The sequence below is a fragment of the Jannaschia pagri genome, from assembly GCF_019655435.1.
GTDB lineage: Bacteria > Pseudomonadota > Alphaproteobacteria > Rhodobacterales > Rhodobacteraceae > Jannaschia > Jannaschia pagri.
Genome location: NZ_BPFH01000001.1, coordinates 861,803 through 875,708, shown reverse-complemented (window position 1 = coordinate 875,708; position 13,906 = coordinate 861,803). Strand labels below are relative to the sequence as shown.

Genomic DNA, 13,906 nt, shown 5'->3' with positions numbered 1-13,906 from the left:
GCGCCTGGCCCTACGGGTACAGTAAGCGCCGCAGTGCCAGCGCCATCACTTGACCGCTGTCCACCATGTCCTGCACGCCAATCCATTCGTCCGGTTGATGGGCCAGGTCCAAGACGCCCGGGCCATAGGCGATGCAATTCTTGAGCCGCCCGATGCGGTCGATGTGCTTTTGGTCATAGGTCCCGGGGGAGACGACGAATTCGGCGGATTTGCCTAGGATCTGGGTCACGGCATCTTGCACGGTTTGGACGATGGGCGCGTCCTCTGGCGTCATGGTGGGTTGGACTTCCCAGAGGTCGCGGATCTCATAGCGGAAGTCGGGCCGGGCCGCGCGGACGCGCTCCATCATCTGGGTGACCTCGGCCTTCACCTCCGCGATGTCCTCTTCGATCAGGAAGCGGCGGTCTATGGTCAGCACGCAGCGGTCGGGCACGCAGGCCGATGGTAGGCCCGTGTAGTCCTCGTCCTGCACAGGCTCTCCCCCGTGGATCGCGTTGATGTTGAGCGTGGAGTGCTTGGCGCCCTCGGGAACGACGGGCATCTCGGTCTGCTTGCCCGCGAGCAGCGGGAACAGCGTGCGCTCCATCTCGTCCATGACGGCGCCCATGTGGCGCACGGCGCAATCGCCCAGGAACGGCATGGAGCCATGGGCGATACGGCCCTTGGTTTCGATCTCTGCCCACCAGACGCCGCGGTGGCCCAAGCAGATGCGGTCCTTGTTCAGCGGCTCGGGTATGATGACGTGCTGGACGCGGGCAGGGTCGAAGAAGCCCTGTTGCGCCAGATAGGCGACACCGCCGAAGCCGCCGGATTCCTCGTCCGCTGTGGCGCTTATTTCGATGGCACCCGCGAAATCGGGGTGAAGGTCGGCAAAGGCCTCGGCCGCGATGATGGAGGTGGCGAGGCCGCCTTTCATGTCGCAGGCACCGCGCCCGTAGACCTTCCCCTCTGCCACCTCGCCGCCAAAGGGGTCGCGGGTCCAGCCGTCGCCCACGGCGACGACGTCGTGGTGGCTGTTGAAATGCAAGCAGTCTCCGGGGCGTTTGCCCTCCAGGCGACAGACGACATTCCAGCGAGGATATTTTTCGCTGTCGCCCAAGGCGCCGGTCGCGCGGACCATCTCGACCTGCCAACCACGGGCGCCCAACCGGTCGCCCACAAGGGCACAGATATCCCGGTAGTGCAGGCCTGGCGGGTTCAATGTTGGGATGCGGATCAGGTCCTGGGTCAGGGCCACCAGGTCGTCGCGCCGGGTCTCGATCTCTGTCAGCAAGCGGTCCATGGGGCCTCGGCGATTGGGGTCACGGGATCATCCTGGCTAGAATTCTCGTGGGTCGCCACCTGAAAGCGCGCGACCGTGCTGGTTTGATGCCGGGTGGTACTGGCGCAGCCCCTGGGTCAAAGTGAGGGTGAGCGGTTACCGGCGGGCGGAGGATGGGCGCGCGATGAGTGGATTGATCCTGCCAGTCTTAGGACTCGGCGCAATCGCCTGGGGCGTGCCATGGCTGTTGGGGCGATTGCTGCCCGAAGGGGTTGGCTGGCTTGTGGTGAACGGCTGTGTCTCGACGCTCCTGTTGATCTGTCTGTCCGGCCTCGGGTTTTGGGTGATGTACGGCGCGGCGGGCGATGTGGTGTGGCGCGAGACGCCCTGGCACTTCGTCATCTTGTCCGGTCGGTCGGCGATCATCTGGGCGCCGGTGATGGTGCTATCCCTGGCGAACCTTCCGCGGGGTTGGACGGAGGTGGAGTGGTGACCGGCAGGTTGTTCACTGTGGAAGAAGGCCTGTTGCCGTCCTTGCCGGGGATGATGCTGGTAACGCTGCGCGCGCTGCGGGACATGGGCGGGTCGGCCACCATCCAAGAGTTGGACGAACGTGTGGTTGCGTTGGAGGGCGTCACAGAGGCCGAGCAGGCCCGTGTGATGTCTGAGACGGATGGGCGGTCGCGGGTGGCCTACGACTTGAGTTGGTCCCGGACTTACCTGCGGTGTGGTGGGGCGCTTGCGAATTCTGCGCGGGGGGTCTGAGCGCTGACGCCTTAGGGCGCATTGATGGATGATTTGGTCGGTACGACGGCCAACTAGGCCCAAGTCCTCGAAGAGGAGCGCGTTCGGTCGCGCTAGAAACGTCCGCCGCGACGGGCCGTGGCCGATGCTGAGCGGGACAGGGGGCGGCCCTCCGCCTTGCAATCGTCTGAGCCCGATGGGGACGCTTGGCGGCAAACGCTTCGGTCGGTTCTGGGCGCCATGGACCCAAGTGCGTTTGAACGCCTGGCGCAACGCATGATGCGATAGGCAGGCTTCGGAAAGGTCGAGGTGCGGGGCAAGACGGGTGATGGTGGCATCGACGGTATCGGTATGCTGCGCGTGAACCTGGTGTCTTTCCGGGTGTTCTTTCAATGCAAGCGCTGGAAGAGCAGTGTCGGGGCGGGTGAGATCCGGGACTTTCGCGGCGCCATGAAGGGACGGGCTGAGAAAGGCCTGTTCATCACAACAAGCACCTTCACTGCCCAGGCTCGCGACGAGGCGACGCGGGACGGAGCGGTTGCTATTGATTTGATCGACGGGTCCCGGTTGTGCGACCTGCTGAAGGAATTCGGCCTCGGCGTCTCTACCCGGACGGTCGACGTGGTGGATGTCGACACGGGGTATTTTGACGGGGTGTGATGGACCGGTCGTCTCTGTTTTGAAACGTGCGGACGGCCCTCAAAAACCCCCATGTGATGGGTCGCAGGAGGGGGCGGCGCACACTACGTAGAGATCCAAGGTGGCGAATGGCCTACGGAGGGGCGCAACATGCTTGGATTACTCAGGTTGGTCCTATTCCTGACGATTGGCCTGTCCGTGGTCTATGTCAGCCTCGTTTTTTGGTTCCGGGCTGGCGAGGCAGAGCGGCTGAAGGCGGAATGGGCCCAGAGCCAACCACCGCTGCCCGAGCATACATTCGTTGCAAATGGTCTGCGAACCTATCTACAGCGTTTGCATCCTAAACTGATCTTGGGCGTTTACATCGTACCCATCACGGTGGTCTGCGGTGTCGTGCTCTATCTCAACTACGCCTAAGGGGGCGGTTCCATGCGCATTGTTCAATATGTGGCGCTGTTCATCGTCGTTGCGGTCATCGGTGGCTATCTGCACTACAACCTGCCGGACCGTGACATTGTCCGGATCACAGGGACAGAGGTGATCCGTGTCGATACCTCAGGCTGGAACAACATGTTCTATGCGGGGCCCGATGGTGGAAACGCGGCGAGCACAAGCCGGGATGTGCGCTTCATCAATGCAGTAGACGAGAACCGCAACGCTAAGGTTTTCCGCAATCAGGACACTGGGTTCTGGCCGCCATACCTGAAGTTCGACAGCGGCAACCTGCAAGCCGAGGCCAATGATTACGATTCGGACGTAGCGCAGGAATGGGTCGCCGTGCGTCACTATGGCTGGCGCTTGGAATGGCTGTCGATCTATCCCAACGCCGTGTCGCTACGGCCTGTCTCCGGGCCAGACGAGACCCTGATCCCTTGGTTCAACATCGCCTTTTTCGTCCTGCTGGCGGCTCTGATATGGGCGACCACGGTTCGTGTCCTGCGGTTTCGCCGCGACCGGATTGACCCGCTGATCGAAGACGCGGGCGAAGCCTGGGACGACGCCACCGACGCTGTGGTTGAGCGGAAGAAAGGGATCCGCGCCTGGTTTGCCTCGCTCGGAGGTAAATCATCTCGGTAGGGGTTTGGCTGTGGCGCGGCGGCTTCAGTCGTCGTGCCGGGCGTTCAGCTTAACAGGGGCCGACGGGTCAACGGTGGTGGGACCCCAGAGCGTGATGCCCGTTCGGAACGCCGCGCGTCCGATCATATGAGCCGCAACAGGTGCCGTCAGCAGCAGGAAGACGACAATCGCCAGGGCCCGGGCGATTGTCGGGGCGTCACCGATCCCCACCGCCACGCCCAGGATGATGAGACCACTCGCCAGCGTGCCTGCCTTGGTCGTCGCGTGCATGCGGATCAAAACGTCCGGCAGGCGCAGGATGCCGAGACCCGCGATGAAGGCAAAGAACCCGCCCGATAGGACGCAGAGCGACAGGAAGAGTTCCAGGATCATGCCTCATCCTCCGGTTGTGACGCGGTGCCGTTCGGCTGGCGCTCGGCCCGGCGCTCGATAAAGCGCGCCAGGGCGACCGTCGCCAGGAACCCGATCAGGGCCAGCACAACGGCCACATCTAGAAAGGCTGTCGAGCCGCTTTCAAATACGAACAGGCCGCAGAAGGCGACGATTAGAACCGTCATGGTATCCAGCGCCACCACGCGGTCGGGCAGGCTAGGTCCTTTGATCAGACGGATAAAGGCAAGGACGATCCCAGACATCACCAGGGCGAAGGAGATCTGGACCGATACGGCGAAGATCGGCATCGTTTCCATCAGATCGACGCTCATTCCAAGGCCTCCCGAACCCAGCGTTCCATGCCGTTTTCAATGTCGGAGGCGATCTTATCGGGATCGTCGGCAAACATGGCATGGACGAATAGGGTGTTGCAGTCTTCGGTGACGTCCAAGGATAGCGTGCCGGGCGTCAGAGAAATAAGGTTCGTGACCAGCAGGACTTCCGCCTCGCCCTTTGCCTTCAGCGGCACGGCCAGGATGCCGGGGCGGGCCCGGTGGCGCGGGGTGAGAACGTCCCAAGCCACCGACAGGGAGGACACCACAAGTTCGTAGTGGAACAGCACGATCAGCCGCACCCATCGCCAGACTTTGACGAAGTACCCGCCGCCCTGTTCCTTAAAGAGCGGCTGCACCACCCAGAGCGAGAGAAACCCCACGACGAAGCCGACGCCGAGCCCAGGCAAGGTGAAGGTCCCTGTCAGCGCTGCCCAGGAAATAGCGAGGATGATATTGAGTAGGAATAGGCTCATTGGTCCGCCGCCTCCTCTGCGATCTCTCCGAGGACTGTGGTCACGTAGACTGTTGGGTCCAACAGTTCCGCGGCCGCACGCTCCGCGATGGCCACGAAGGGCTGTGGGAACAGGCCGATCAGAACCGTCATGGCCGCCAGTGCGATAATCGGGATCATCAGCGGCGCCCGCTCATGGGAGGGCATATCGGTGAGTTTAGGCACGATGCCGCTGGGGTGAGGCTTCCAGAATGCCTGTCCCCAGATCTTCGTCATGGAGTAGATCGTCATCAGACCCACCGCCAGCGCGATGCCCGCAACCAGCCACATCTCGATGTCCATGGAGGCTTTGACCAGCACGTATTTTGCCCAGAAGCCCGACAGCGGCGGAAAGCCCGCCAGGGAAAAGGCCGGGACCAGGAACAGAAACGCCAGCAGCGGCGCGCCCTTATAGAGGCTGCCAATCCGGCCCAGCTCCGTCCCGCCAGCGATCCGATTGGCCACGCCGGCAACCAGGAACAGGTTCGCCTTCACGATGATATGGTGGACCAGGTAAAAGACCGCGCCCACGATGGCGAGCGGCGTCATCAATGCCAGGCCCAAGATCATGTACCCAATCTGACTAACGATGTGGAACGACAGGATCCGGCGGAAGTCGGTCTGTGCCGCCGCGCCCAGAACGCCCGTGACCATCGTCGCGCAGGCGACCCACAGCAGGATCGTATGGGTAAAGGCCACGTCTTGGGTGAACACCAGGGTGAACATCCGCACCATGGCGTAGACGCCGACCTTGGTGAGCAGGCCCGCGAACACCGCCGACACCGCAAAGCTGGGCGTGTGATACGAGGCAGGCAGCCAGAAGAAGAGCGGGAACACCGCCGCCTTCACGCCAAAGCCAACCATGAACATCATCGCAATGATCGTGATAAGGCCGTCGTCGACGGTGGGCACAACGCGGCTCAGGTCCGCAAGGTTGAGCGTTCCCGTGGTCCCGTAGAGCAGACCGATGCCGGACAGAAACAAGATCGTCGAGATCAGGTTGAGCGTCACGTATTTGATGCCCGCGTCCAACTGCACCCGTTTGCCACCCAGGATCAGCATCCCGAAGGATGAGATCAGCATGACTTCGAACCAGACGTAGAGGTTGAACAGATCGCCCGTCAGGAAGGCCCCCGTGACGCCCGCGATCAGCACCTGAAAGATGGCGTGATAGCCAAGCTCCTCCATTTCGTCGGTCACATCGGTGACGGCATAGATGCTGACGGCAAGACCCGTGATGCCGGTGATCACGACCATGACGGCCGAGAGGGTATCGGCCACAAGGGTGATCCCGAAGGGGGCTGGCCATTCGCCCATCTGTGCGGCGATGGGCCCGTTCATCCACACCTCGCGGAACAGGATCAGCCCCGCGATCAGGGTGGCGCCAGATCCGAACACGGATATCCAGCGCCCCTCGCGATTGCGGCGGAAGAGGAACGCCAGGACCGCCGTGGCAAAGGGAAGAATAAGCGGAAGGGGGAGCAGCCAGGTCGTCACTTCGAAAGCTCCGCCATGGGGGACATTTGCGGCGTGGAGGGCTGTGGGTCGCTTTCCGGCGGCTCCGCCAGCCGCATCTGCTCACTGTCGAGCGTGCCAAGGTTTTGGTAGCCCCGGTAAATCAGCACGAGCGCAAAGGCGAACAGTCCGAAGCCGATCACGATGGCCGTCAGGACCAGCGCCTGGGGCAAGGCATTGGCCACGCCCTCGGGCGGGGCATAGGCGCCTTCGGCCACCAGGGGCGGTGCCTCGGGGGTCAGGCCTCCGGCGGCAAAAATCAGCAGGTTCGCGGCATTCGACAGCAGGACCAACCCGAAGAGAAAGCGGAGAACGCTGCGGGCCAGCATCAGGTAGACCGAGGCCGTCACAAGCGCACCGACCATGATCGCGACGAAGACTTCCATCAGACTTCTTCCTCCAGGGCGAGGACCAGCGTCAGCACGGAGCCCATGACGACGAGGTAGACGCCGATGTCGAACACCAGGATGTTGGATAGGGGCACGCCATAGTTTTCCTCCGTCCGTCCCAGGAACAGCCATTGACCCGTGAACAGCTGCTCACCGGCAAGATAGGCAAACGCCCCGGCTGCGAGCGCGATGCCTAGGCCCAAGACGGCGATGGTCTGTGGCTCGATCCGCAGCGCTTCCCGTGCGGCGCGGCATCCATGGGCAATGGCGTAGAGGATGAAACCCGTCGACCCGACGAGGCCGCCGATGAAGCCCCCACCGGGTTCGTTGTGACCCCGCAGCAGCATCCAGATCGAGAACAACAGCAACAGGCCCACCAACAGACGCGTGGCAGCCTGAACAATCAAAGACGATCTCATTGGGTCCCCCTTTTCGTGCCGCGTAGCAGGGCAAAGGCGCCCAGGGCCGCAATGACCACCACAGCGATTTCACCGAAGGTGTCCATCGCCCGGAAATCCACCAGGATGACGTTCACGATGTTCCGCCCGTAGGCCACGGGGACCGAATTTTCCTCGAAAAATTCGGTCAGGCGCAGATCAAAGGGCGTGTCCATAACCGTGAGCAGCACGAAAGTTGTCAGCCCGCCGATCACCACCGCCAAAAGCAGATCCCAGATGCGCAGGGTTTTCACATACTCGTGGTTCAGATGGGGCAGTTTCAACATGGCGACGGCGACCAGTACGACCTGCAACACCTCGACCAGCAGTTGCGTAATGGCCACGTCGGGGGCGCCAAACATGATGAACACGAGGGCGACGCCCACACCGACCACGCCCAGCGAGGCCACGGCCGTCATGCGGCTATTGGTAAAGGCCACGAGCGCGGCGCCCGCCGTAATAAACAGCAGAACCGACCAGTGCTTGATGCGGATGTCGTCGCCCAGCGTCATGGAGGGCGTAAGCTCTGCGCGCCAGACCGTCCACGCCATGACAATGGCCAGGGTCGCAAAGGTGACGAAGATATAGCGCCGAAGTTGGCCCGTTTGGATCACCTCGGTCTGCCAGCGGGCGCCAGCGGCGACCCAGCCCAGCAATCTGTCCCAACCCGGGTCGAACCGCGACTTCCACGTCAACAGCCAGCCCCGTAGGCGCCCATGGATGAGATACAGCACCCAGCCGATGGCGAAGGTGACCAGGGACAAGATGAGCGCGGTGTTCACGCCGCCCCAGAGGTAGAGGTCCACCTTCACCTCTGTTCCGGCGACTGCCGCTGCGGCGGGGCGGACAAGGGCTTCGGCATAATCCGGGAACAGCCCGAGGCCGAGCCCCAAGGCCGCCAGCAGCAGCGGCCCGATCAGCATAGGGGCTGTGCCCTCATGGGCGCGTACAGGGGTGTCGGCGAGGCGCCCGGTGAAGGGGCGCCACGCGACAATCCCGGCAGCCGCGAACATCAGGGCCGAAGCCGCGAAGGTGCAGGACACGACCCAGACCATGGCTGGATCCGCCTCCAACGCGGCTTTGTACATGAATTCCTTGCCGATGAAGCCGAACAGTGGCGGCACACCGGCCATGGACAAGGCGGCCAGCGCGGCGACCAGGGCCGTCAATGGCATGGCCCGCGCCAGGCCGCGCAGCACGGTCGCATCCCGCGTGCCGGTGCCATGGTCCACAACGCCGATCATCAGGAACAGCGCCGCTTTGTAGAAACTGTGCACAAGGAGGAACGTCATCGCAGCTTTGATCGCCTCGGGCGTTCCAACGCCGATGAACATCACCAACGTGCCGAGGGCCATGAGCGTTGTGTAGGCCAGGACTTGCTTAATATCGGTTTGTTTGATCGCCAGAATCGAGGCGAACACCGCCGTTACGCCGCCGAACGAAACCAGCGTCCAAAACCATGGGTCCGTCCCGCCAAGGCTCGGGTTCATGCGGGCCAACAAGTAAACGCCGCCCTTCACCATGGTGGCGGAGTGCAGGTAGGCCGAGACCGGCGTGGGCGCTGCCATGGCGTTGGGCAGCCAGAAGTGAAAGGGCACCTGCGCCGATTTGGTAAAGGCCCCGGCCAGCACCAGGATCAAGATCGGCACATACAGCGGATGATCCGCGAGCGTCGCTTCGATGGCGGAAATCTGAAACGTTCCCGCCGCCGCACCGATCAGGATGATCCCCGCCAGAAAGGCCAAGCCGCCCGTTCCCGTCACCAGAAGGGCCTGGAGCGCGTTTCGACGCGACTTGGCTTCGTCCGCGTTATAGCCGATCAGCAGGTAGGAGGAGATCGTCGTCACCTCCCAAAACACGAAGAGCGTCAGGAGGTTGTCCGACAAAACCAGGCCCAGCATCCCGGTCATGAAGGCCATCAGGTAACAGACGAACCGCGTGTAGTGCGGACTGCCGCCCAGATAGGACGTCGAATAGAGCGTCACCGCCGTTCCGATACCTGTGATGAGCAGGGCAAAGGAGAGGGACAGCCCATCTAGCAAGATCCCAATCGACACCCCAAGGCCAGGGACCCAGTCCCATTGCCATGCCAACACCTCTCCGGCGGCAACGGCGGGCAGATGTTGTGCGAACCAACCAAACAGGATCAGGGGGATCAGAACCGATATCCAACCGGCGGGCCCGCCCAGGGGGCCTCCACTCGTATCCGTCTTCGCCATCGACTGTCCTTGGCTTATCGCGTTGGAGGGCTACATAGGCGACTTTGTTGATTGTTCAAACCTACGGTATAAGTAATTTTCAATAGTCACGCCCTATCGTTGAAAATTGAGGCACCGTCGATGCCCACATTGCAGCAATTCCGCTACTTGGTCGCCGTGGCCGACACGCTGCACTTTCGCCGTGCCGCCGAAAGCGTCCATGTCACGCAACCCACGCTCAGCGCGCAGCTCCGCGAGTTGGAGGAAAAGCTGGGGGTTCAACTGGTCGAGCGGTCCCGCGCAGGCGTCACGCTGACGCCTGTGGGGCAGGAGGTGACAGACCGCGCCCGGAGGGTTCTGCGCGATGTGGCGGACATTTCGGCGGTTGCGCGGGCCGGTGCCGATGCCTTCGCAAGCACGATCCGAATTGGCATTGTCGGCAGTCTAGGCGGCTATTTCCTGCCCCTGGTGATCCCGACGCTCCATGCGACCTATCCCGACCTGACCTTCTACGTGCGCGAAGGGCTGGCGGCTGATTTGCTGGGACGGCTGCGCGACGGGTCTCTGGACCTGCTGTTCTTTCCCGTCCCGCTGACCGAAAGCGGTGTTCAGGTGGCGCCCCTGTTCCATGAGCCCCTCCTGTTGGTGATGCCCGTAGATCACCCGCTCTCGTCCCAAGCTGTGGTCAGCCCAGATGCCTTGCGAGGCGAAACACTCATGACCTTGGAGGCGGGGCATCGGCTCCATGATACGGTGGCCGATCTGGCGACCGCGACGGGGGCGCATCTGTCCTTGGACTACGAGGGGACGTCGCTCGACACGCTCCGTCAGATGGTGGCGACGGGCCTGGGGCTTTCGGTGCTTCCCGCGCTCTACGTCAGGTCCGAAGTGGCGCGCGAGGATCTGGTCGTGGCCCGCCCCTTGGCCGAGCCGCAACCGGGGCGCGACATCGGGATGGTCTGGCGCGAAACGGCTGCCCAGGGTGCCGCGTTCACAGAACTTGCCGAGGCCATCCGTTCTATCTTGGACCGGGATGCGCCCGAAGTGCAGGTCAGAACGCAGTGAGAGGGCGGGGCCCCGCGCCTGCACCGGTGCGGTGGGCCCAATCCCGTGTCAGTGATGCAGCGTCCCTCATAGCCCGAACGGCACCCAAATCGTTTGAACCTCGGTCGACTGGGCCAGCCAGACGGTGCCGTCCGTCGCCAGCCAATCGCGACCCGTTCCGTTGTTGACCCAGGTGCGTTTGAGGTCGGCGGCAGCCCCGGCTTCGATCGTCGCCGAAATATCGGCTGAAGAGAACGACCAGACCGCATCGACCCCCAGGTGGCCTGCCATTTCTGCGGCCAGATCCCCATGCGCGCCGGTCAGGATGTTCACAACACCCGAGGGCACATCCGAGGTGTCCAGCACCTGATAAAGGTCCGTTGCCGTCAATGGAGCCGACTCCGGCGCGACCAGCACCAGTCGGTTGCCCGTTGCCAAAGCTGCCCCCAGAACCTGCGCCAAGGCGGTCAGAGGCGTCTCCTCCGCAGCGAAGGCGCCAATCACCCCGATGGGACGGTTCAGGGCCAAGGCCAGACCGCCCATGGGAACACCCAGGGTCCGTCCGTCGTGCTTGTCCGCCCAGGCCGCCCAGCGGAAGAGGTGGCGGGTGGCCGTCTCGACCCGGTCCTTTGCGCCCTGGGCCGCGAGCCGCGCCTCGAACTCGGAGGCCCGGGCGCACAGGTTCTCCGCGATGTAGTACAGGATCTGCGCCCGCAGGTGCCCGGTGGACCGGCTCCATCCCGTAGCGCCCCGCGCCGCCTCGACAGCGTTGCGCAGGTCCTTGCGGTTGGCGATCCCCACATCCCCAACGGCGCCCTTCGGCCCGAAAACAGTGCGCGTATAGCCGCCATCCGGCCGCGCCTGTTTGCCCCCGATATACAGCTTGGCGGTCCGGTCGATTTCGGCGGACGGCGCAGCGTCGCCCGCATAAACCTTCGGCGCCTTCAACGGCGCCCCGGTCCCTGGGCGCAGGTATGCGGCAAGCCCGGCGGTCCCGCCCTCACGACCGAAACCGCTTTCCTTGAGGCCGCCAAAGGGCGCGGCGGCGTCCAGCATATTGGTCCCATTCACCCAGACCACGCCCGCGTCAATCTTGGGCGCGGTGTCGAGGGCCACGTCGATGTCCTGCGACCAGATTGAGGCAGCAAGGCCGTAGGTCGTGTCATTGGCCAGTTGCACGGCCTCCGCCGGGGTGCGGAACGTGGTCATGGCCAGAACCGGGCCGAATACTTCCTCTTGCATGAGCGGGTCAGCCGAATGCAGGTCCGTGACTAGGACAGGCGGTAAGTAACATCCGTCCGGAGCGGCGCCGCGATGGATCTTGCCTGTCGTGCGTTCCAGGATCGCCTCGATCCGGGCCTTTTGCTCCGTGTGGACGAGCGCGCCCATATCCACGGATTTGTCGAGCGGGTTGCCCACCCGTATCCGCGCCATGCGGGCGCGCAGGCGGGCGGTGACGTCTTCGGCGATCCCCTCCTGCACCAACAGGCGGGATCCGGCGCAGCACACTTGCCCACCGTTGAACCAAATCGCGTCCACAAGGCCCTCGACGGCGCCGTCGATGTCGGCGTCCTCGAACACCAGGTAAGGCGACTTGCCGCCCAACTCCAAGGTCAGCCCGATCCCCCGACCCGCTGTCTCACGCCGCAGCAGACGTCCCACCTCGGTGGAGCCTGTGAAGGCCAATTTGTCGATCTCTGCGCTCACCAAGGCGGCGCCCGTGGCGCCATCGCCGGTCACGATGTTGACCACACCCGGCGGCACGCCCGCCCCGTCGCAGATCTCTGCGAAGGCAAGCGCCGTCAGGGGCGTCCACTCTGCCGGTTTCAACACGACCGTGTTGCCCATGGCCAAAGCTGGCGCCACCTTCCAGGCGAGCATCAGCAGCGGGAAGTTCCAAGGCACGATCTGGCCACAGACGCCCCAGGGCTCCGCATCTGGATGGGTCTCGCCGCGCAGTTCCGCATGACCCGCGTGGTGGTAGAAGTGGCGCGCCGCTTGGGCCACGTCGATGTCCCGGGCTTCACGGATGGGTTTGCCCGTGTCCAAAACCTCCAGAACGGCGAACAAACGTGCATGTTTTTGCAGCCCCCGGGCAATCGCGTACAGAACGCGGGCTCGGTCGTGGTCACTGCTTTTCGCCCAGGAACCGTGGGCCTTGCGCGCGGCTTTCACGGCCTGGGCCACATCCTCTGCGGTGCCCTGGGTGATCTCCGCCAAGGTCTCGCCCGTGGCTGGGTTGACCGTCGCAAAGGTCTCGCCCGCCGCCAACCGCTTGCCGCCGATGTAATGCCCGAACCTCCGACCATGGCTGTCCAGCCAAGCGTCTGCTTCGGCGCGGCTTTCAGGGGCGGGGCCCCACTCCATGGTCTCGAAGATGTCGGCCACGCTCATCGTTCCTCGCCTTCGGGGTCCTGCGCCCCTTTCGATGTTCCAAAAATATGCGTCGCTGCCGTCAGCCCAAGGCGTGCCGATGGCCGACGGAGTATCGCCCGGTCACATGGTGTTCCAACTGTCGCTCGATGTCGCCCAGCAGCGAAGAGGCGCCAAAGCGGAATAGATCGGGCCGCAGCCATCGGTCGCCCAATTCTTCTTTCAAGAGGGCCAAGTAAACCAACGCATCTTTTGCTTTCGACACGCCACCGGCTGGCTTGTAGCCGACCTTGTAGCCCGAGGCCGCCTCATAGGCGCGGATCGCGCGCATCATCACCAAGCTCACGGGCAGGGTGGCGTTCACGGCCTCTTTCCCGGTGGATGTTTTGATGAAGTCCGACCCCGCCATCATACAGACCATGGAGGCCGCCATGACATTCTTGAGGGTGCCAAGCTCTCCGGTCGCCAGGATCGCCTTCATATGCGCCGCGCCACAGGCTGCGCGCATCTGCGCCGTCTCATCGTACAGCGCGGCCCAATTCCCGGTCAGGACGTGGCGGCGAGAGATGACGATATCGATCTCGGTGGCCCCCGCCGCGACGGAGCGTTCGATTTCCGCAAGGCGCAGGTCAAACGGCGACAGGCCAGCGGGAAACCCGGTCGAGACGGCGGCCACCGGCAGGCGCCCCTCCAGGGCCTCAACGGCGACGGGCACCATCTCGTGGTAGACGCAGACGGCCCCGGTCGTGAGATGCGGCAGGCCAATGGCATCGAGCAGATCGGCCCGGACCGGCGAGAGGGCCTTGGCACAAAGTCGTCGCACGCGTCCGGGCGTGTCGTCCCCCGATAGGGTCGTGAGGTCGATCATGCTGATCGCGCGGGCGAGCCAGGCCGCCTGCCAGTCCTTCTTAAGGGACCGCTGGGCGGGCAGCGTCGCGGCCCGGCGGAGCGTGGCGGGCGTGTTGACCCGACACCCTGCAATCACGCTCGGGTCAAAGGGCATGCCGGCATTGCGGGGCAGGTCGGACGTCA

The 13,906-nt window shown here is 63.7% G+C and carries 15 protein-coding genes and 1 pseudogene; 6 read left to right on the top strand and 10 right to left on the bottom strand.

Features of this window, described 5'->3' with window-relative positions; translation table 11 throughout:
- Positions 1-10 precede the first annotated feature (10 nt).
- Positions 11-1,282: an acetylornithine deacetylase/succinyl-diaminopimelate desuccinylase family protein gene (locus K5R33_RS04255; protein ID WP_220747713.1), complete on the bottom strand. Its 1,272-nt coding sequence runs from the start codon at positions 1,280-1,282 to the stop codon at positions 11-13.
- A gap of 163 nt (positions 1,283-1,445) precedes the next feature.
- Here K5R33_RS04255 and K5R33_RS04250 point away from each other — a divergent pair, with 163 nt between their 5' ends.
- The 5 genes and pseudogenes from K5R33_RS04250 (at position 1,446) to K5R33_RS04230 (ending at position 3,721) form a co-directional block, all read left to right on the top strand.
- Positions 1,446-1,754: a hypothetical protein gene (locus K5R33_RS04250; RefSeq protein WP_220747712.1), complete on the top strand. Its 309-nt coding sequence runs from the start codon at positions 1,446-1,448 to the stop codon at positions 1,752-1,754.
- The gene (locus K5R33_RS04245) at positions 1,751-2,026 is read left to right on the top strand and encodes a winged helix-turn-helix domain-containing protein (protein ID WP_220747711.1); all 276 of its coding nucleotides are present in this window, start codon (positions 1,751-1,753) and stop codon (positions 2,024-2,026) included. The genes K5R33_RS04250 and K5R33_RS04245 overlap by 4 nt, the downstream gene beginning before the upstream one ends.
- Before the next feature lie 282 nt (positions 2,027-2,308).
- Positions 2,309-2,665: pseudogene (locus tag K5R33_RS04240) on the top strand (restriction endonuclease); the annotation flags it as partial.
- A gap of 129 nt (positions 2,666-2,794) precedes the next feature.
- Complete coding sequence (locus tag K5R33_RS04235) at positions 2,795-3,061, top strand: hypothetical protein (protein ID WP_220747709.1); 267 nt, start codon at positions 2,795-2,797, stop codon at positions 3,059-3,061.
- A 12-nt stretch (positions 3,062-3,073) separates the two neighbouring features.
- Complete coding sequence (locus tag K5R33_RS04230) at positions 3,074-3,721, top strand: DUF1523 family protein (RefSeq protein ID WP_220747708.1); 648 nt, start codon at positions 3,074-3,076, stop codon at positions 3,719-3,721.
- Positions 3,722-3,745: 24 nt separating this feature from the next.
- On the opposite strand, the gene mnhG is transcribed toward K5R33_RS04230, so the two are convergent.
- From mnhG to K5R33_RS04195, 7 genes are read right to left on the bottom strand one after another with little or no spacing between them, the layout of a single operon-like run.
- A complete protein-coding gene (mnhG, locus tag K5R33_RS04225) occupies positions 3,746-4,093 on the bottom strand; it encodes a monovalent cation/H(+) antiporter subunit G (protein WP_220747707.1) in 348 nt (115 codons plus the stop codon).
- The gene (locus tag K5R33_RS04220) at positions 4,090-4,425 is read right to left on the bottom strand and encodes an MrpF/PhaF family protein (RefSeq protein ID WP_255576030.1); all 336 of its coding nucleotides are present in this window, start codon (positions 4,423-4,425) and stop codon (positions 4,090-4,092) included. Before K5R33_RS04220 ends, mnhG begins: the two co-directional genes overlap by 4 nt.
- Positions 4,422-4,901 carry a Na+/H+ antiporter subunit E gene (locus K5R33_RS04215; RefSeq protein ID WP_220747706.1) on the bottom strand — a complete coding sequence of 160 codons (480 nt, stop codon included), beginning with the start codon at positions 4,899-4,901 and terminating at the stop codon, positions 4,422-4,424. Before K5R33_RS04215 ends, K5R33_RS04220 begins: the two co-directional genes overlap by 4 nt.
- The gene (locus tag K5R33_RS04210) at positions 4,898-6,415 is read right to left on the bottom strand and encodes a Na+/H+ antiporter subunit D (protein ID WP_220747705.1); all 1,518 of its coding nucleotides are present in this window, start codon (positions 6,413-6,415) and stop codon (positions 4,898-4,900) included. Before K5R33_RS04210 ends, K5R33_RS04215 begins: the two co-directional genes overlap by 4 nt.
- Positions 6,412-6,819: a Na+/H+ antiporter subunit C gene (locus K5R33_RS04205; protein ID WP_220747704.1), complete on the bottom strand. Its 408-nt coding sequence runs from the start codon at positions 6,817-6,819 to the stop codon at positions 6,412-6,414. The genes K5R33_RS04210 and K5R33_RS04205 overlap by 4 nt, the downstream gene beginning before the upstream one ends.
- Positions 6,819-7,241 carry a Na+/H+ antiporter subunit B gene (locus K5R33_RS04200; protein ID WP_220747703.1) on the bottom strand — a complete coding sequence of 141 codons (423 nt, stop codon included), beginning with the start codon at positions 7,239-7,241 and terminating at the stop codon, positions 6,819-6,821. Before K5R33_RS04200 ends, K5R33_RS04205 begins: the two co-directional genes overlap by 1 nt.
- Positions 7,238-9,478 carry a putative monovalent cation/H+ antiporter subunit A gene (locus K5R33_RS04195; protein ID WP_220747702.1) on the bottom strand — a complete coding sequence of 747 codons (2,241 nt, stop codon included), beginning with the start codon at positions 9,476-9,478 and terminating at the stop codon, positions 7,238-7,240. Before K5R33_RS04195 ends, K5R33_RS04200 begins: the two co-directional genes overlap by 4 nt.
- A 120-nt stretch (positions 9,479-9,598) precedes the next feature.
- Here K5R33_RS04195 and K5R33_RS04190 point away from each other — a divergent pair, with 120 nt between their 5' ends.
- Positions 9,599-10,522 carry a LysR substrate-binding domain-containing protein gene (locus K5R33_RS04190; RefSeq protein ID WP_220747701.1) on the top strand — a complete coding sequence of 308 codons (924 nt, stop codon included), beginning with the start codon at positions 9,599-9,601 and terminating at the stop codon, positions 10,520-10,522.
- Between the two features lie 66 nt (positions 10,523-10,588).
- Here the strand turns inward: K5R33_RS04190 and K5R33_RS04185 are convergent, their stop codons facing one another.
- Together K5R33_RS04185 and deoC are read right to left on the bottom strand one after the other, a co-directional pair.
- Positions 10,589-12,895, bottom strand: coding sequence for an aldehyde dehydrogenase family protein (locus tag K5R33_RS04185; protein ID WP_220747700.1), 2,307 nt, complete (start codon positions 12,893-12,895; stop codon positions 10,589-10,591).
- A 61-nt stretch (positions 12,896-12,956) separates the two neighbouring features.
- Positions 12,957-13,877 carry a deoxyribose-phosphate aldolase gene (deoC, locus tag K5R33_RS04180; RefSeq protein ID WP_220747881.1) on the bottom strand — a complete coding sequence of 307 codons (921 nt, stop codon included), beginning with the start codon at positions 13,875-13,877 and terminating at the stop codon, positions 12,957-12,959.
- Positions 13,878-13,906: the final 29 nt, after the last annotated feature.